This window comes from Streptomyces sp. NPDC042638, assembly GCF_040647235.1.
GTDB lineage: Bacteria > Actinomycetota > Actinomycetes > Streptomycetales > Streptomycetaceae > Streptomyces > Streptomyces rameus.
This window is the reverse complement of the sequence record NZ_JBEZBT010000006.1, coordinates 145,537-162,807: the sequence shown is the minus strand read 5'-3', so window position 1 is coordinate 162,807 and position 17,271 is coordinate 145,537. Positions and strand designations below refer to the sequence as shown.

At 73.7% G+C, this 17,271-nt stretch carries 14 protein-coding genes and 2 pseudogenes; 9 read left to right on the top strand and 7 right to left on the bottom strand.

Annotation, left to right across the window (positions count from 1 at the left end):
* Window positions 1-16: 16 nt before the first annotated feature.
* Both AB0B40_RS07915 and AB0B40_RS07910 read right to left on the bottom strand, forming a co-directional pair.
* On the bottom strand, window positions 17-514 hold the full coding sequence (locus tag AB0B40_RS07915; RefSeq protein WP_345051912.1) for a hypothetical protein: 498 nt from the start codon (window positions 512-514) through the stop codon (window positions 17-19).
* A gap of 107 nt (window positions 515-621) precedes the next feature.
* Window positions 622-978 carry a hypothetical protein gene (locus AB0B40_RS07910; RefSeq protein WP_345051914.1) on the bottom strand — a complete coding sequence of 119 codons (357 nt, stop codon included), beginning with the start codon at window positions 976-978 and terminating at the stop codon, window positions 622-624.
* A 285-nt stretch (window positions 979-1,263) separates the two neighbouring features.
* Between AB0B40_RS07910 and AB0B40_RS07905 the strand changes: the two genes are divergently transcribed.
* Entirely contained in the window at window positions 1,264-1,635 is a 372-nt protein-coding gene (locus tag AB0B40_RS07905) for a hypothetical protein (protein WP_345051916.1), read from the top strand.
* A gap of 21 nt (window positions 1,636-1,656) precedes the next feature.
* On the opposite strand, the gene AB0B40_RS07900 is transcribed toward AB0B40_RS07905, so the two are convergent.
* The gene (locus AB0B40_RS07900; protein ID WP_345051919.1) at window positions 1,657-2,577 is read right to left on the bottom strand and encodes a winged helix-turn-helix domain-containing protein; all 921 of its coding nucleotides are present in this window, start codon (window positions 2,575-2,577) and stop codon (window positions 1,657-1,659) included.
* Window positions 2,578-2,869: 292 nt separating this feature from the next.
* On the opposite strand from AB0B40_RS07900, the gene AB0B40_RS07895 reads away from it, so the two are divergent.
* Window positions 2,870-3,766 (top strand): LysR family transcriptional regulator, encoded by an 897-nt coding sequence (locus AB0B40_RS07895; RefSeq protein ID WP_345051921.1) that lies wholly within the window; start codon window positions 2,870-2,872, stop codon window positions 3,764-3,766.
* 175 nt (window positions 3,767-3,941) lie between these two features.
* Here the strand turns inward: AB0B40_RS07895 and AB0B40_RS07890 are convergent, their stop codons facing one another.
* Window positions 3,942-4,916: an alpha/beta hydrolase gene (locus AB0B40_RS07890; protein ID WP_345051923.1), complete on the bottom strand. Its 975-nt coding sequence runs from the start codon at window positions 4,914-4,916 to the stop codon at window positions 3,942-3,944.
* A gap of 543 nt (window positions 4,917-5,459) precedes the next feature.
* Window positions 5,460-6,713, bottom strand: coding sequence for a 3-deoxy-7-phosphoheptulonate synthase (locus AB0B40_RS07885; RefSeq protein ID WP_345051926.1), 1,254 nt, complete (start codon window positions 6,711-6,713; stop codon window positions 5,460-5,462).
* Window positions 6,714-8,059: 1,346 nt separating this feature from the next.
* Here AB0B40_RS07885 and AB0B40_RS07880 point away from each other — a divergent pair.
* The 3 genes from AB0B40_RS07880 to pcaB all read left to right on the top strand — a co-directional run bounded on the left by AB0B40_RS07880 (window position 8,060) and on the right by pcaB (window position 11,882).
* Window positions 8,060-8,296, top strand: a complete 237-nt coding sequence (locus AB0B40_RS07880) for a hypothetical protein (protein WP_345051929.1) — start codon at window positions 8,060-8,062, stop codon at window positions 8,294-8,296.
* A complete protein-coding gene (locus AB0B40_RS07875; protein ID WP_362263516.1) occupies window positions 8,293-10,386 on the top strand; it encodes an FAD/NAD(P)-binding protein in 2,094 nt (697 codons plus the stop codon). The genes AB0B40_RS07880 and AB0B40_RS07875 overlap by 4 nt, the downstream gene beginning before the upstream one ends.
* Window positions 10,387-10,496: 110 nt before the next feature.
* Entirely contained in the window at window positions 10,497-11,882 is a 1,386-nt protein-coding gene (gene pcaB / locus AB0B40_RS07870; RefSeq protein ID WP_362263540.1) for a 3-carboxy-cis,cis-muconate cycloisomerase, read from the top strand.
* Window positions 11,883-12,335: 453 nt separating this feature from the next.
* On the opposite strand, the pseudogene AB0B40_RS07865 reads toward pcaB, so the two are convergent.
* Both AB0B40_RS07865 and AB0B40_RS07860 read right to left on the bottom strand, forming a co-directional pair.
* A pseudogene (locus AB0B40_RS07865) lies at window positions 12,336-12,581 on the bottom strand (LmbU family transcriptional regulator); the annotation flags it as partial.
* A 264-nt stretch (window positions 12,582-12,845) separates the two neighbouring features.
* Window positions 12,846-13,700 (bottom strand): TetR/AcrR family transcriptional regulator, encoded by an 855-nt coding sequence (locus tag AB0B40_RS07860; RefSeq protein ID WP_362263515.1) that lies wholly within the window; start codon window positions 13,698-13,700, stop codon window positions 12,846-12,848.
* 118 nt (window positions 13,701-13,818) lie between these two features.
* Between AB0B40_RS07860 and AB0B40_RS07855 the strand changes: the two genes are divergently transcribed.
* From AB0B40_RS07855 to AB0B40_RS07840, 4 genes and pseudogenes are all read left to right on the top strand, one after another.
* Window positions 13,819-14,703, top strand: coding sequence for a siderophore-interacting protein (locus tag AB0B40_RS07855; protein ID WP_362263514.1), 885 nt, complete (start codon window positions 13,819-13,821; stop codon window positions 14,701-14,703).
* Between the two features lie 159 nt (window positions 14,704-14,862).
* Window positions 14,863-15,768: an ATP-binding cassette domain-containing protein gene (locus tag AB0B40_RS07850; RefSeq protein ID WP_362263513.1), complete on the top strand. Its 906-nt coding sequence runs from the start codon at window positions 14,863-14,865 to the stop codon at window positions 15,766-15,768.
* Window positions 15,758-16,525 carry an ABC transporter permease gene (locus AB0B40_RS07845; protein WP_362263512.1) on the top strand — a complete coding sequence of 256 codons (768 nt, stop codon included), beginning with the start codon at window positions 15,758-15,760 and terminating at the stop codon, window positions 16,523-16,525. Before AB0B40_RS07850 ends, AB0B40_RS07845 begins: the two co-directional genes overlap by 11 nt.
* An 81-nt stretch (window positions 16,526-16,606) precedes the next feature.
* A pseudogene (locus AB0B40_RS07840) lies at window positions 16,607-16,801 on the top strand (ATP-binding cassette domain-containing protein); the annotation flags it as partial.
* Window positions 16,802-17,271 lie beyond the last annotated feature (470 nt).

Here is a 17,271-nt window from a genome sequence, read left to right as displayed (position 1 = left end):
GGTACGGCCACGGATGCTAGGCGCAGCTCTTGATGACGCTCACGCCCGAGAGCTGGTCGTTGCCCACCGGGCCGTACGGGAAGTTGCCCGAGGCGTTCTTCGGGTACGGCATCCAGGGCGTGGTGCCCGCGGCGTTGAGGTAGAAGTTCCCGCACACACCGGCCGCGTACCAGGAGCTCGCGGCGTCGTTGTACTGCGACGGCAGGGTGAACTGGCCGCCCTGGGTGTAGCTGATCAGCCAGCCCCCGGAAGGGGGCCACGGGCCGTTCTGGGCGAGCTGCACGAAGGTGTCCTCCGGGGAACGCCGTTCCGCGGCCCGGCCTTCCGCGCGCTTCAGGCACACCGAGGTGTCGGGATGGGTGACATCCGGGGTCAGCGTGACGGCACAGCCGCTCAGCGGGAAGTTCCGCGGCGAGAATTCCGGCGCCGCCTGGGCCGGCGAGAAGCCGGACATCGCGGAGAGCAGAAGGCCCGCGCCCAGCGCCACGCCGAGTTTCCGGTTGGAGTTCTGCATGTGTCACGTTCCTTCGAGTCGAGAGCGTGGTGTCCACCCGGGCCGGAGGCAGCCGCCGTCCCGCGTCGGTCATGCGGACGGTGCCCGCCCGGTCGCCGGAGCGCGGGTCAGACGTAGCAGGCGGAGACGTAACCGGGGACCCGGGTGCGCAGGTCCAGCACCAGTTGCCAGGCCACGGTGCTGGTGCCGTCCGGGCAGTCGACCGGGGGGCCGGAGTCGGTCCGGTAGTAGTGAGCGCAGTCTCCGCGGTTCGCCTGGCCGACGATGCGGCCGCCGGGCGTGGCCCGGATGTTGATTCCCGTGCCGCGGAAGTCCGTGTAGGCGCCGCCGATCTGGCAGGCCTGCACGGTAGGACCTGCGGACGCGGTCGGCCGGTTCGCTGCCGCGTGGGCCGGAGCGGCGAGCGCTACGGCGGACATCGCGCAGGCGACGAGAGCCGTGCGAAGCAGTGTGCCGGTGCGCATGAGTTTCCCCCCTTGTCCGACGCCGGGTGGCCGGGTGGTGGCTCCTCCCCGGTGACGACGGTGCGCCGGTCACCGGGGCGGCCCCCGCACCGAGCCTGGCACTCCGGAGAAGCGAACTGCCAACGCTTCGAAGCGACTCGAAGTGTTTCCGGCGCCCGTCGCGGCGCGCGCAGGATGGTGAGGCCGGGAAGGGCGGGCGGACAGGCCGGGTACACCCGGCGCCTCCCTCCCTCCCGACGCCGGCGCCATGTCAGGGCGGCACCGCCGGCGGTCCGGTGGCCGCCCATGTCCGCGAAAGGCGAGAACACAGTGAAGTCCGTCAAGCGCCTCATCCGCATCGGTGCCGCCGCCGCGACACTCACCGTCCTCCCCCTGGTGGCCCTCGCCCCGGAAGCCGCCGCGAGCACCGGCGCCACCGGCGCGCGGCAAGCGGCCCCGGCCGACGAACCGTCGGGCGGAGCGGTGTTCGTCGGCGACGGTGTCCGCATCCGTTCGTGCCCCAGCACCGGGTGCGGGGTGAAGGGGCTCGGCTACCGGAGCCACTTCGTCGGCTGGTACTGCGGTGAGGTGCAGAACGGTTTCGCGCACATCTACGACTTCACGACGAAGGTGGACGGCTGGGCCGCGACGCAGTACCTGTCCTACTACTGCGACTGATCCCGCCCCCGCGCGCACCCGTCATGCGCCGTCGAGGATCCGGAGGCCGAGGGGCGTGACCGCGTGGACGACGTACTTCCCGGAACGGCGGCTGCTGACCAGTCCCCCGTCGCGCAGCACGCCCATCTGATAGGTGATGCTCGACTGCGCGATGCCCACGGCACGAGCGATGTCCGTCGAGGTGCATCCGTCCGCGCGGCCACGGCCGGCAACCGCCTCCAGGATGGCGGCGCGGGTCCGGCCGAGCAGCCGTGAGGCACACCTCCGGTCGCCCCGGTCCGGCTGCCAGGGCGGCTTGGCCACCGGGTACACCAAGGTGGGCGGCAGGTCGGGATCCGCCGGTGCGGTCGGACGCCCCCAGCAGAAGAACGAGGGCACGAGGAGCAGTCCACGGCCCCTCAGGCAGACGTCGCGGCTCACCGGGTAGTCCACTTCGAGGACCGGGTCCCGCCATGTCGCGTACGGAGCCATGCTTTCCAGGAGTCCCTGTACGCCGCCGGCGAGCAGGGCCTGTGAGCGCAGGCTGACGTCGGCTCCCACCAGAGCCCGGATCCGCGGCAGATGGGGCCTGAGGAGAGTGTCGAAGTACGTGCCGAGCGCCCGGACGACCCCCGTGAGGTCGACGGCGTCCGCCCGTGGGCCGGGGACCGACCCGCGGAGCCTGGACTGTGCCGCGTTCAGCCGGTCCAGCTGGTCCGCGACCACGTGCCGTGGCCACGCGCCGATCGCGTCCAGAGCGGCCGGCAGCTCGCCGGAGGCGTCGGGCGTGAGAAAGTCGGGGATGTAACCGGTGCTCGGTACGAGGCCGCGCAGCGGCGTCAATGCCAGCCGCAGCCTCTCGTCGTGGCGGAGTCTGTCGCGTGTCGCGTCCCGCCATGCGCCGAACTCTGTCCGCCCCTGGTCCGTCTTCAGCCGGCACATGCTGCAGACGATCTCCCACATGGGATCGGGGCTGGGTAATATCCGTACATTTTTCAGGTCATCGGCGGTGAAGTGCAGTCGGAGCACAGATGCCTTCCTGTCGGCGCGACCGGCACGTGAGCGGGCGTGTTCACCGCCGCACGGCAGAAGCGGCCGCCGCTTTCGTCCACGGCCCCGAACGGAGCCAGATCCATACTGGCCGGACCCCGGGGGATCGTGGCCGACGAGGAGCGAAGGGAGTGCTCGGCGATTCGATAACCTGGACCTTATGGTTCCCGGGGGAACGGGTCGGCGAGGCGTGCGAGAGCCGAGCTTGCACCAGTTACGTCTGTTCCTCGCGCTGGCGGAGGAACTGCACTTCGGGCGGGCGGCCGCACGCGTGTTCATCTCCCAGCCGGCGCTCAGCCAGCAGATGCGCGCGCTGGAAGAGCGCCTGGAGGTTTCCCTGCTGGAGCGCCGCGGCGGCGGCCTGCGCCTCACGGCGGCGGGAGAAGCGGTCGCCGAGCAAGCCGGAGAGGTGCTCGGCGCGATGGCAAGGCTGCTCCAGGTCTCCGCTACGCACGCCGGCGCCGTCCGGGGCAAGCTGCGCGTCGGCTCGCTCGGCGCGGAAGCGGCCATGCCGCACGCGAGGGCGGTTCTGGCCCGTCTGCGCAGCCGGCACCCCGACCTCGAGGTCGAGGTGCTCAATCTGAACTTCGTCGAGCAGTTCGACGCGCTGGCGGGCGGCGCGGTCGATGCCGCCTTCCTGCGCGGGCCGTTGCCCTCCGGCTTCCAGAGCGTCGAACTCGCCACGGAGCCCCGTGTGGTCTGCCTTCCGGCGGACGATCCGCTGGCCGGCGAGACGGAACTCTCCCTGGCCCAGCTCGCGGACCGCACGGTGGTGGACATGCCGCGTGAGGTGCCGCGGCTGTGGTGGGATCACCTCACGGTCAATCCGCGTCCGGACGGCACCGCGGTGCGTTTCGGTCCCGTGGTGCGGGACACCGAGGCCATGGTGCTCGCGGTGCTGCAGGAACGAGCGATCACCTTCCTGCCGGCGGCCGCGCGGCAGCTGTACCCGCGTCCGGGGCTCGTGTACGTGGACGCCCCCGAGCTGGGGAACTCGGTGTCCTTTCTCGCGTGGCTCCCGGCGAACCGGGACGTGCCCGCCGTGCGCGCCCTGCGGGCCGCGGCCCACTCGGCCCGTCCACCCGTCGCGGACGGGACGTGACGCCGCGTACGGAGCGGGGGCCCGGGAACCGTTCGTACTCGTCCCGCCGCGAGACGCTCGCACCGCTCGGCGCCGACCTGGTCGGGCTGTGCGGCGGCGGCCACGAGAGCCGGGCGATGCCGGGCCGCCCCGCCGACGCGCGTACCGCGGCCCGACAGGCGTACTTCCGGGTGTCTCAGCTGCCGTGCAGTGCTGTCCGCAGGAAGTCGACGGCGATCTTGCGGGCGAGGTCGGCGGCCCGGGTGTCGCGCAGGCTGTCCAGCATGAGGAAGTCGTGGACCATGGCGAGCACCCGGACCGCGGTGACGTCCACGCCGGCCTCGCGCAGCTTGTTGGCGTACTGCTCGCCCTCGTCGCGCAGGACGTCGGCCTCGTCGGTGATGACCAGGGCGGGCGGCAGACCCCGCAGCTCCTCCAGGGACGCCTGGAGCGGGGAGGCGTGCGCCTCGGCGCGCTGGGCGGGGTCGGAGGTGTAGGCGTCCCAGAACCACTTCATACCGTCGCGGGTGAGGTAGTAGCCCTCGGCGAACTGCAGGTAGGAAGGGGTGTCGAAGTCGGCGTTGGTCACCGGGTAGAGGAGGCACTGGGCCTTGAGGGCGATCCCGCCGCGCTCCTTGTTCATCAGCGCGAAGACCGCCGACATGCAGCCGCCGACCGAGTCGCCGGCCACGGCGACGCGTGAGGCGTCCAGGCCGTGCTCCGCACCGTGTTCCCCGATCCACCGGCCCACGGCGTAGTTCTGCTCCACCTGGGTGGGGTACTTCGCCTCCGGTGCGCGGTCGTAGACCGGAAAGACTCCCGCGGCGTTCGCACCGACGGTCAGTTCACGGAAAAGGCGGTCGTGGGTCTTGTCGTCGCCGAAGACCCAGCCGGCGCCGTGGATGAAGAGCACCACCGGCAGCGGCCCGGACGCCCCCTTGGGCCGGATGACGCGGGTGCGGACCGTACCCCACTCGCCGGCGTCGACGTCGACCCACTCCTCGTCGACCTCGGGGCGGGGCACGCTGGTGTCGCTCTGCAGGCCGGCGAGGATGGCACGGCCCTGCTCCGGCGGGACCTCGTAGATCCGGGGGTGCGGGTCGGTCGCCTCCGCCAGCTCCTTCGCCGCGGGTTCGAGGTACGGGGTGATCGGCGGTGGAAGATCGGTCACGCTCACTCACTCCATGTCTCGGGCACACGGGTGCCCCGTTGTGCGGCCTGACGGACCGGCCGCTGCTGTGACGGTCGCCCCCCGGGACGGCCCCTCGGTCCATCGTTGGCGCACCCACCGCAGCGCGCAACCGGCGCACACGGGCCCCCCACCGGCACCGGGCACCGGGCCGGCAGCGCCCTGTGGCCCCGGCCGAAGGAGGCGTCTCACAGTGAGACTCCCCGCACCGCCGCTCTCCGGCATGCTCAGGGCCACGCCGCACGGCACGGACGAGGAGCGGGAGGCCGGACACGGCGGCAGGGTGGCGGGGGCACAGGGAGCGGCCTGCCGGCACTGGGAGGGTTCGGGGCCCTGGCGGGCGTGTGCGGGGCGGTCGCCACAGAGGCGGGCGCTCCGGCCGGCCCCGGGGCCGCCCTCACCGGCACGGTCCCCGGCTGCTGGGAGGCACTCGGTCTGTGGCGGTGCGGCACCCGGCCCGGCGGGGCGTAAAAGACCAGCGTCTGACGGCGTCCGCCCCGCAGGGCCCGGTGTGTCAGTGCACCGTCACACGTCCGCCGCGCACAGCTCCGCCGCCAGCGCGGCGATCTCCGCGGTCTGCGAGCCGTTCAGGCGCGGGTCGCACGCGGTCTCGTAGCGGCGTGGCAGATCCTCCTCGGTGATGCCGGCGGCGCTGCCGACGCACTCGGTGACCTCGTCGGGGGTCGCCTCCAGATGCAGGCCGCCGGGCCGGCCGCCGGCCGAGCGGACGGCCGTGAAGAAGCCGCGGATCTCGGCGGCCACCGTCGCCACGTCCCGGGTCTTGTAACCACCGGCGCCGACATAGGTGTTGCCGTGCATCGGGTCGCACACCCAGACGGCCGGGTGGCCGAGCCGGGCGACCTCCGCCACCAGCGGGGGCAGCACCTCGCGCACGCGCTCCGCGCCCATCCGGGAGATCAGCACCAGACGCCCCGGCTCCCGGCCCGGGTCGAGCAGGGCGCACAGCGCGGCCAGGTCCGCGCGTTCGGTGGCCGGGCCGACCTTCACACCCACCGGGTTGTCGACACCGGACAGGAACCGCACGTGCGCCCCGCCGGGATCGCAGGTGCGTGCGCCGATCCAGGGCAGGTGGGTGGAGGTCAGGTACAGGCTGCCGGTCACGGGGTCGGGCCGTGCCTGGGGCTCCTCGTAGTCGAGCACCAGCGCCTCGTGGCTGGTCCACACGGCGGGCGCGCCGGCCGCCGGGGCGCCGGGCATCGCCCCGTCCGACACCGTCGGCTCCCGCAGCAGGGCCAGCACGTCACGCGCGTGGGCGTGGCCCTCCAGCAGCCGCGTCGCGTCGGGTACCCGGGCCGCGGGGTCCGGCGCCGGATCGTTGACCAGGTGTCCGCGGAACGAGGGCAGGACCAGCTCCCCCACGCGTTCGGTCGGTGAGGAGCGGGGTTTGGCGTACTGGCCCGCCAGCCGGCCCACCGGGATCACGGGCCGGCCGAGGGCCGCGCCGATCGTCCGGGCGGTGCCGTGCAGCAGGCCGACCCGGGCCGCGACGCCGGCCGGGGTGGGGGTCTCGAACGTCTCGGCGCAGTCGCCGAGTTGCACCATGAAGGCCTCGCCGTGCGCGGCGGCGGCGAGTGCCCGGCGCAGATCGGCGATCTCGTGCGGCCGGACGAGCGGTGCGGCCCCGGCCAGCCGGGACCGGACCCGGCCCAGCAGCGCGGGATCGGGCCAGTCGGGCTGCTGGGCGGCGGGGCGGAGCCTCCAGTCGGACGGCGTCCAGGCCGGCGGCCGGGCGGAGCGGAGCACAGCGGGCGAGGACATGGGAGATCGGCCTCCGTCATCAGGTGAGGGGAAGTGCAGTGGCGTCGTGTGCGGGCGGGGCGGTGCTGGTGGAGGCTGCGCTCAGCCGCGGGGCGACTCCCGGTACGGGGACCGCCTCCGGGCGGCTCCCGTGCGCTCACGCGCACCCGCCGCCGCTCGGGGTCCGGCTCAGGCAGCGTCGAGTGGGCCACGCGGACATCGCCGTGGCGCGCTGGTGGCACCGTCCGGGCCGGGCGCCGTTCCTCGCCGGTGACGGCGACCGGCGGGCCCTCGTGGACGGAGGCGGCCGTGAAGGCCCAGCCTCGGAATACGTGGCCCCGCACCGGTGAAAACACGGGGCAGAATACGGAACGCCCCATTCGAATGCACGAGGTATTCTCCAGGTCACTGGCTGACGGGTCAGGGCATATACGGGCACGGCGAATTCCGCGAATACCGGGATGACTTCCCGCCCGGTTCGCCGGATTGCGCGGACCGCGCGGTCGCGCGGCCGGGCGGGCTGCGACACCTCGCTCAGCCGAACCCCTCCCTGCGATCGAGGTGAAGTCGGTATCCCAGCCTCTCGGACACGAAAGAGGCGGCACGGCACCGACACACTCCCCGCTTTACCATGCTTTTACCAAGCGGGAGAAGGGCCGGTGCGCGCCGCCAGCGGCGACCCGGACAACGGGGGATATCCATTTCACGGTTCCGCACGACCACCGTGACCAGTGCAACTCCGGTGACCGTCCCCCGGATATCGCGTCGCACCGCACCCGGCGTCCGGCATCCGCACGAGGCATCCGACAAGCTCCCCCTCGTCCGCTCCGCGCCTCCCATGGAACGCGCTGCTCCGCAAAAACTCGGACTCCGGTGGAGTGCACCGGCCGGATCCCGACTCTTGTCTGTGTGGGACGCCCACGGCCCACGGTGAGCGACACCCTGGCCGTCCCCCACACACAGCAGCCCCGTGGGGGCGCGCTCTGCGCTGCCCGCACGCCATCGCCCGGCCGAGCAGAGGGAACCGCCATGCCCGACACGTCCGCACTCAAGCCCGCCGAAATGCCCACGCCGGCCGCCGCGCCCGCCGTCGTGCCCACGCCGGCCGCCGCGCCCCGGAGCCTTCCGACCGTCGCGGCCGGGGAACACCCCCCACGACCCGGCCCCCCTCCTCCAGCGCGTCGGGCGGTTCATCTCCACGTCCCGGCGTCGGGCGGCCGCCGCACACGCCCGGCTTCGCCGAGACCCGCTCCCCCGGACGCGTGCGCGGCTGCGCCGGCGTCGGCCCCGTGCCGCCCGCGGCGGACACGGACCCGCCGTCCGCGTCCCTGACCTCGCCCTTGGCCTTGTCCCCGACCAGTTCAGCCATGACACACCTCTGGTACGAACTCGCCCGCGGACTGCGTGACGAGGCCCCGTCGCCCACCCTTCAGCGCTCGGAGGAACCCGTCTTCGGAGCCGCCCCGCCCGACCGCGCCGAGCGCACCGCCGGCGCCGTCCCGACCGCCTGCGAGGGCCGCGCCCCGCGCCCCGCCACGCCCGTATCCCGGCTCTCCGACGAGCCGTGCGGGCCCCCCTACCCAGCGAAACGGATACGCCTGTGAGCGAAAGGCAGCTCGAAGTCTGCGTCATCGGTGCCGGCCCCCGGGGCCTGTCGGTCCTGGAGCGGCTGTGTGCCAACGCCCGGGAACGCGCCCAGGGAACGAAGGTCGTGGTGCACGTCGTCGACCCGTGCCGGCCCGGCGCCGGCCAGGTATGGCGCACCGACCAGTCGCACCACCTGCTGATGAACACCGTCGCCTCGCAGGTCACCCTGTTCACCGATCCGAGCGTGGAGATGGAGGGCGTCCTCGCGCCCGGCCCGAGCCTGTACGAGTGGGCGCGCGGCATCGCGCTCAGGGGCGGACCCACGGCCGACGGCGACGCCCTGGACGACCAGGTACTGGCCGAGGCCCGCGACCTGGCGCCGGACTCCTATCCGACGCGTGCCTTCTACGGCCACTATCTTCGGTGGGTGTTCGCACGGGTCGTCCGCACGGCCCCGGAGCACGTCAGCGTCGCCGTCCATCCGCTGCGCGCGGTGCGGCTGCACGACGGGCCGGACGGCCGCCAGTGCGTCACGCTCGCCGACGGCACCCGCCTCGACGGCCTGGACGCGGTGGTCATGGCCCAGGGTCATCTGCCGGTGCGCCCGAGCGAGACCGAGCAGCGGCTGGCGTCCTTCGCCCGGCGGCACACCCTGGCCTATGTGCCGCCGGGCAACCCGGCCGACCTCGACCTGTCCTCTGTGGCGCCGGGCGAGAAGGTCGCGCTGCGCGGCCTCGGCCTGACCTTCTTCGACCACATGGCGCTGCTCACCGTGGGCCGCGGCGGCACGTTCGAACGCGGCGGCGACGGGCTGCTGGTGTACCGCCCCTCGGGCCGCGAACCCGTCCTGTACGCGGGCTCGCGGCGCGGGGTGCCGTACCACTCCCGGGGCCGCAACCAGAAGGGCGCGCACGGCCGTCACGAGCCGCTCCTGCTCACCCCGTCGAAGGTCGCCGAACTGCGCCGGCGCGCCGAGCGGGACGGGCTCGACTTCGAGCGCGATCTGTGGCCGCTGATCGCCAAGGAGGTCGAGACCGTCTACTGCACGGCGCTGCTGGCCCGTCGTCAGCGCTCCGACGAGGTCCACCGGTTCCGCGAGGCGACCCTCGCGACCGGCTGGCGGTCCGCCGAGGAAGCGGCCGTGCTGGCGGCGTACGGGATCGAGGGGGCCGACCGGTGGGACTGGCGGCTCGTCGCCCGGCCGTACGGCGAGCGGGTCTTCTCCGGTCCCGCGCAGTGGCGGTCATGGCTCCTGGAGACGCTGCGCCGGGACCTGGCCGAGTCCGAACTCGGCAACGTCGACGGCCCCGTGAAGGCCGCGCTCGACGTGCTGCGGGACCTGCGCAACGAGGTCCGGCTCGTCGTCGACCACGGCGGGCTGACCGGCCGGTCGTACCGTGAGCACCTGGACGGCTGGTACACACCGCTCAACGCGTTCCTCTCCATCGGGCCGCCGCCCAGCCGCATCGAGGAGATGGCCGCGCTGATGGAGGCGGGTGTGCTGCACGTCCTCGGCCCCGGCATGCGGGTGCGGGCCGACGAGCCGGCCGGCGTGTTCGTGGTCGACTCGGCCACGGTGCCCGGATCACGCGTCGAGGTGACCGCGCTGGTGGAGGCCCGGCTGCCCGAGCCGGACCTGCGGCACACCACGGACCCGCTGCTGCGCCACCTGGCCGCCACCGGCCAGTGCCGCCCCTTCACGCTGCCCGACCCCGTACACGGCGCCTACGAGACCGGCGGCCTGTCCGTCACCCCGCGCCCCTACCACCTGGTGGCGGCCGACGGCCGCCCCCACCGGCGCCGATTCGCCTACGGCGTACCGACCGAGTCGGTCCACTGGGTGACGGCAGCCGGGATCCGGCCGGGGGTGAACTCGGTGACGCTGGGCGACTCGGACGCGATCGCGCTGGCGCTCCTCGCCCTGGCGGCGGCGCCGGTGGCCGCGGGCGACGACCGGAGGCCGGAACACACTCCCGCGGCCCCGGGCGCGACCGCGCACCGGCCCCCGCCCGCTCTGGTGGCCGGGGGCACCTTCCCGCGGCCCGCGACCGCCGATCCGCTCCCCCGCCACGAGTCCGCCCTCACGACCGTTCAGGAGACCGAGTGAACACCGACCGCCGACCGCCGGCTGCGACGTCGTCCCCCGGCGCCGCGTCGTACGCCGAACCCGCCGCGAACGCGGACCCGGCGTTCGCCGACACCGGACTGCTGTCGCCCGTGCGGGCCGGCTGCCCCGCCGAGACCGCCACGAGCGACGGCGCATGCCTGCAGGCCCTGCTCGACGCGGAGGCGGGCCTCGCCCGGGCCCAGGCCCGGCTCGGCACCGTGCCCGAGCGGGCGGCCGTCGTCATCACGTCCGCCGCCCGGGCGGAGCGGTTCGACGCGCGGTCGCTGGCGCTGGCCGCGCGGGCCGCCGCCAACCCCGTCGTCGCCCTGGTGCGGGCGCTGGCCGAGGCCGTGGCGGGGCAGGACCCCGACGCCGCGCACTTCGTGCACCAGGGCTCCACCAGCCAGGACGTCCTGGACACCGGTCTGATGCTGGTCGCGGCCCGCACCACGGAGCTGATCCTCGCCGACCTGGCCCGCACGGCGGACGCGCTGGCCGCGCTGGCCGAGCGGCACCGCGACACGCCCATGGCCGCGCGCACCCTCGGCCAGCACGCCGTGCCCACCACCTTCGGCCTCAAGGCGGCCGGCTGGCTCCAGGGCGTCCTGGACGCCGCCGAGCGGCTGCGCCGGGTCCGGGCCGACGGGCTGCCGGTGCAACTCGGCGGCGCGGCCGGCACGATGGCCGGCTACCTGGAGTACGCGCACGTCGTCGCGGGCCTCACCCCGGACGGACTCGACCGGTACGCCCGGCGGCTGCCCGCCGCCTACGCGGCCGAACTCGGTCTCGCCGAACCCTCGGTGCCCTGGCACACCGTGCGCACTCCCCTGGCCGACCTGGCGTCCGCGCTCACCGCGACCGGCGTGGCCCTCGGCACCTTCGCCGCCGACGTCCAGCTGCTGTCGCGCACCGAGACGGCGGAGGTGTCCGAGCCGGGTGCCGAGGGCCGGGGCGCGTCCTCCGCCATGCCGCACAAACGCAACCCGGCCCTGGCCGCCCTGATCCGCTCGGTCGCCTACCAGCTGCCGGGCCTGACAAGCACGCTCGCCCACGCGGCGGTCATGGACGACGAGCGGCCCGCCGGCGCCTGGCACGCCGAGTGGGAGCCGCTGCGCGCCGCCCTCAGGCTGACCGGGGGCGCCGCGCACACCGCCGCCGAGCTGGCCGAGGGCCTGTGCGTGCACGCCGACCGGATGCACGCCAACCTCGGGCTCACCCACGGCCTCGTGGTCTCCGAACGGCTGGCCGCCGCCCTCTCGCCCGACCTCGGCAGAGCCGGTGCCAAGGCCGTCGTCTCCGCCGCCTCCGCGCGGGCCGTGGCGGAGGGACGCCATCTGGGGGACGTGCTGGCCGAGGCACCCGAACTCGGCGGACGGCGCGACGCCGACGCGCTGCACGCCCTGTGTGCGCCGGAGCACTACACCGGCGCCTCCGGCCTGCTCGTGGACCGCGTCCTGGCCCGGCACCGCGACTCCCGCCCGGCGGCCCGGGGCTGACCCGGCCCCGCCCCGCACATGTCGGTGCGCCGGCGCGCGAGGACGTGCCGACGACGGCGACACGGCGCCCCGGAGACCGCGGCCGCCCCGCGCGCCGCCCTGATCCGGGGCGGCGTCGCCATCGTGCGGGGCGGGCGCCGCGCCGCCGTCCGGCTCCGGTCCGCGGGCGAGGAGGACGCGACCGTGCTGGGCCCGGGTTTCCCGGGGACATCGGTCCGGGAGGCCGGAGCGCGGTGGCGAGTACGGCCCGCAGCGGGCGCGGCGCGCCGGGACCGGCCCGGCCCGGCGCGGTGAGGAGCAGGGCCGGGTCAGGAGCCGTAGGCCCGCTCGCTCCGGCGGAAGCGCTCCACCAGGACCGCGTCCATCACCGTGGAGTCCGGTCCGACGAACTTGCCGAACTTCTCCTGGTACTTCCGGAACCAGTCCGGCCGCTCGGACAGGAAGACTCAGGCCCTCGCGCCGGCGCCAGAGCTCGAAGTGGCGGGCCACCCAGGCGTAGTTGCGCAGGGTCTGGTAGTCGAGTCCGGCGGCCTGCACGCCGGTCTGGTAGCGGTCGGCGTAGCGCTCCTGGCCGTAGACGAGCCAGTCGCCCAGGCACCAGGCGGAGGAGTCGGCGATCTGGAAGATGTGCAGTCCGGCCTTCTCCCACCGGTCGTACGAGAGGGTGGCCGGGAGCTTCAGTCCGACCCGGGTGGTCATGATCCGGTCCTGGCCGGCCGCCCGGCGGGGAAGCGCCGTGTCTCCCGCCCGGCGGCCCACCGGTAAGCGACGGTCACGCTGGTCGTGCTTGGCGATGTACTGCAACGGCTTTCTCCCGGGATTGAGGCACTGGCGTATCTCGCACCGGTCGTCGCTGCTCGAGTCATCAATCTGGCAAGCGGATAAAAACCGTAGATCACAGACACTGACGCGTCAAAGAACATTTCCGGCCGGGTGTGATCGATTTACGGCGGAAAACTTTTGCTAGAGGGCCAATTCTCGGTCACCGGGTTTCATCGGCCCTTCGGGGACCGGCCCGACCTCGGCCTCGATACCGTCGAGGAGGACCCCCAGGCCGACCCGGAACGCCTCCTGGGCCTCACGCTCCATGTACGGCTCCGCGCCGCCCGGATCCCCCTCCGCCCCGGCGACGGCGGCGCGGGTCGCCCGGGACTCCAGGTCGGCCAGCGCGGGGAAGCGCTCGGCGAAGTCGGGCGCCACCTCGGCGAGCAGGGCGGACCGCTCCGCCCACCACTCCTCGTCGGACACCCCGGTCTCCGGGGCCGCCTGCCGGTGCTCCGCGGCGACCCGGGCCATGCTCCGGACGAACTGGAACAGCACGGCGATCACGCGCCGCAGCCGCAACGGATCCAGGCCGACCCCGCCCAGGATCCGCACCACCGTCTCCAGCTGGGCGTACTCGCCCGGCCCGAGCACCGGCCGGGCCTGGGAGACCTGCAGCACCCACGGGTGGCGCAGATAGAAGGCCCAGACGTCGTCGGCCCAGGCCGTGATCGCCGGGCGCCACCCGGCGTCCGTGCCGTACGCGGTGGGCAGTTCGGCCAGCACCCGGTCGTGCATGAGGTCGACCAGTTCGCTCTTGCTCGGGACATACGTGTAGAGCGCCATGGCGGTCCGCCGCAGCCGCGCCCCGACCGCCCGCATCGACAGGGCCGCCATCCCCTGCTCGTCGGCCACCGCGATCCCCGCGTCGACGATCGTGTCCACGTCGAGCCCGGGCTTGGGCCCCGGACCCGTCCTGACGTTCGCGGAATCGGCCGACCGCCAGAGCAGAGCCATGGAGCGGCGGGCGTCACCCTGTCCGGCAAAAACAACCACCTTGCAACTCCTTACTACATAAAGTAACCTCACCCCGAGGCATCTCTTTACAGCGTAAAGATACCAGGTGGGGCCCGGCCCACCCACGGGAATGCCCAACGTACTCGGAAGGGTTTCCATGGCAGAGCTCCCCGTCTCGTTCCTCCTGGTCACCGATGTCACGCGGCTCACCCCGCGGATGGCCCGCGTGACGTTCGAGGCCGATCATCTCGACGACTCCGTCGGCCGGAGCCCGGACCAGCAGCTCAAGCTCTGCTTCCCCCGACCCGGCCAGCAGGAGCCCGTCCTGCCCGAGCAGTCCGACGACGCGACCAGCTGGTACCAGGCGTTTCTGGCCATCCCGGAGGACGAGCGGCCGTGGATGCGCAGCTTCACCCTGCGCCGGCGCGTCCCCGGGACCAGGACCATCGAGATCGACTTCGTCCTGCACGGCGACACCGGCCCCGCCACCAGCTGGGCGGGATCCGCGAAGCCCGGCGACCGGCTCGGCATGGTCGGCCCGTCGGCGCTCTACGCCCGGCCGGTCTCCCTGACGGACTCGATCACGGACGCCGACTGGCTGCTGCTGGCCGGCGACGAGACGGCACTGCCCGCCATCGCCACCCTGCTGGAGGCCCTGCCGGAGGGGACCCGCGCGGTGGCCTACCTCGAAGTCGCCGACGGCGCCGAACGGCAGACCTTCCGGACGGCCGGCGACGTCACCCTTCACTGGCTGTACCGCGACGGCGTCTCGGCGGGCCGCAGCGAGGTGCTGACCGACGCCGTCCGCGCGGCCGAGTTCCCGCCCGGCCGCCCCTTCGCCTGGCTGGCCGGCGAGTCGGGCACGGTCCGGGCGCTGCGCCGGCACCTGGTCGGCGAACGCGGGCTGGACAAGCGGTCGATCGACTTCAGCGGCTACTGGCGGCTCAAGCTGACCCAGGACGACGCCCCGACCGCCGAGGACATGGCCGAGGCGCAGGAACGGCTGGCCGAGTACCAGGCCGCCACCGACGACCAGTCCTGACCAGCCGCGGGCGGAACCCGGTTCCCGTCCGGGGCCGCCGTGACCCGGCCGGAGAGCGGCCGGCCGGAAAGAAGGATCCCATGATCACAGTGCGAGGACTCGCCCGCCGGTTCACCGTGCGGGGGCGCACCGTCGACGCAGTGAAGGGCATCGACATCGATGTGGCGGCCGGGGAAGGTCGGGTTCCTCGGCCCCAACGGGGCGGGAAAAACCACGAGCTTACGGATGCTGACCACCCTGCTGCGGCCCACCGGCGGGACCGGCACCGTGGCCGGCTGCGACCTGCTGACCGACCCGCAGGGAGTCCGGCGCCGGATCGGCTACGTCGCCCAGGGCGGCTCCACCTGGCCGGAGTCCAGGGTCACGGAGGAGATCGAACTGCAGGCCCGGCTGTACGGCCTGTCCCGGGCCGAGGCGCGGCGGCGCGGAGCGGCGCTCGCGGAGCGACTGGACCTGGCCGGTCTCGACCAGCGCCCCGCCAAGACGCTGTCCGGCGGTCAGCGCCGCCGGCTGGACATCGCGCTCGGGCTGGTCCACGACCCGGCCCTGGTCTTCCTGGACGAGCCCACCACCGGGCTGGACCCGCAGAGCCGGGCCAACCTGTGGGACCACGTCCGCCGGACGCGTGCCGAGCAGGGTATGACGGTCTTCCTCACCACCCACTACCTCGACGAGGCCGACGCCCTGTGCGACCGGATCCTCGTCACCGACCACGGCACGATCGTCGCCGAGGGCACCCCGGACGAGCTCAAGGCCCGCGTCGCCGGTGACGCGGTCACCGTCGAGGTCGCCGCCGGCCGGTCCGCCGAGGCGGCCGGCCTCGCGGAAGGGCTGTCCGGCGCACACGAGGTCACCGCCACCGCCGACACCGTGCGCTTCCGGGTGCCGCGCGGCGACGCGGCCCTGCCGGAGCTGCTGCGCACCCTCGACGGCCACGGGATCGCCATGGTCTCCGTCAAGGTCAGCGGGCCCACCCTGGACGACGTGTTCCTCAGCCTGACCGGGCGCTCCCTGCGCGACGAGGAGGCCGCCCCCGAGGCGAAGGAGGCCGCGCATGCTGCGTGACACCCAGCTGATCTTCCTGCGGGACATGAGGCTCTCGCTGCGCAATCCGACCTGGCTGATCATCGGGATCATGCAGCCGCTGCTGTATCTGTTCCTCTTCGGCCCCCTCATGGTCACCGTGGTCCGCCACACCCCCGGCTTCCCCTCCGGCGACGCCTGGGAGGTGCTCACCCCGGCGCTCATCGTGCAGACGGCACTGTTCAGCGGCTCCTTCGCCGGGGTCGGGCTGCTCACCGAGTACCGGGTCGGCGTGGTCGACCGCTTCCGCGGCACCCCGGCCAGCCGGTCCGCCCTGCTGTTCGGCAAGGTCCTCGCCCAGGCCGTGCAGGCCACCGCCCAGTCGGCGCTGATCGTGCTGGTGACCCTGCTGGTCTTCGGCCTCGACGCACCGGTGACCGGCGTCCTGCTCAGCCTCGCGAACGCCGCGGTCCTGGCCATCACGCTGTCCTCGGGGTCGTACGCGCTGGCGATGGTCCTCAAGAGCGAGGCGGCGTTCCCCTCGCTGATGAACGCGGTGCTGCTGCCGCTCCTGCTGCTGTCCGGCGTGCTGCTGCCGGTCACGCGGCAGCTGGCTCCCGGATGGCTGTACCAGCTGGCCCGGATCAACCCGCTGACCCATGTGGTGGACGCCGAACGCGCCGCGTTCCGCGGGGACATGAGCGCGGCGGGGCTGCTGACCGGCTCCCTCGTGCTGCTGCTCATGGCCGCGCTCGCCCTGCTGTGGGGCACGCGCACGTTCCAGAAGGAGAACGCCTGACGGCGCCGTACCGGCGTCCCACCGGACCGGGCTCCCTCTCGTCCCCCGGAGAGGGAGCCCACCCGTACCACCGAGGAGCACATTGTGAGGACCGACGCCATCAGGGTGACCGGTGCCAGGGAGAACAACCTCAAGAACGTCTCGCTGCGGATCCCGAAGGGGCGGCTGACCGTCTTCACCGGTGTCTCCGGGTCGGGCAAGTCGTCGCTGGTCTTCGACACCATCGCGGCCGAGGCCCGGCGGCAGCTCAACGAGACGTTCACGGCGTTCGTCCGCACCTTCCTGCCCGACCTCGATGTCGTCGAGAGCGCCGACTGGATCACCGACCTGGGCCCCGAGGGAGGACGCGGCGGCGGACGCGTCCTGTTCGAGGGCACCCCGGCCGACCTCCTGAAGACCAGCGGCTCCCACACGGCCGAATACCTGCGCAGGCACCTGCCGGCCGCCTGACCCGGACGTCGGTCGATCACCGAGGCCGCGAGGCCGAGGCACGGGCCGGCGGGACGGCCCGCGGGAAGCCTTTCCCGCGCGTCCCGTCGGCCCGACCCGTGTCGCCGGCTCCCCCGGCCGGGGCCGGCGGCGGCCCTGCCTGCATGTGAGGGCCGCCGATCGGGTGAACCGTGGCGCGCCCCGGCCGGGCGGAGGCCAAGGGAGACGGAGCCGTCGCGTGTTTTGGGCGGATGTGGGGAGCGCTGCGAAGTGGCAGCCTGGTAATTGCCTGGCCAAACTGAAACAGGCGGTCCGCG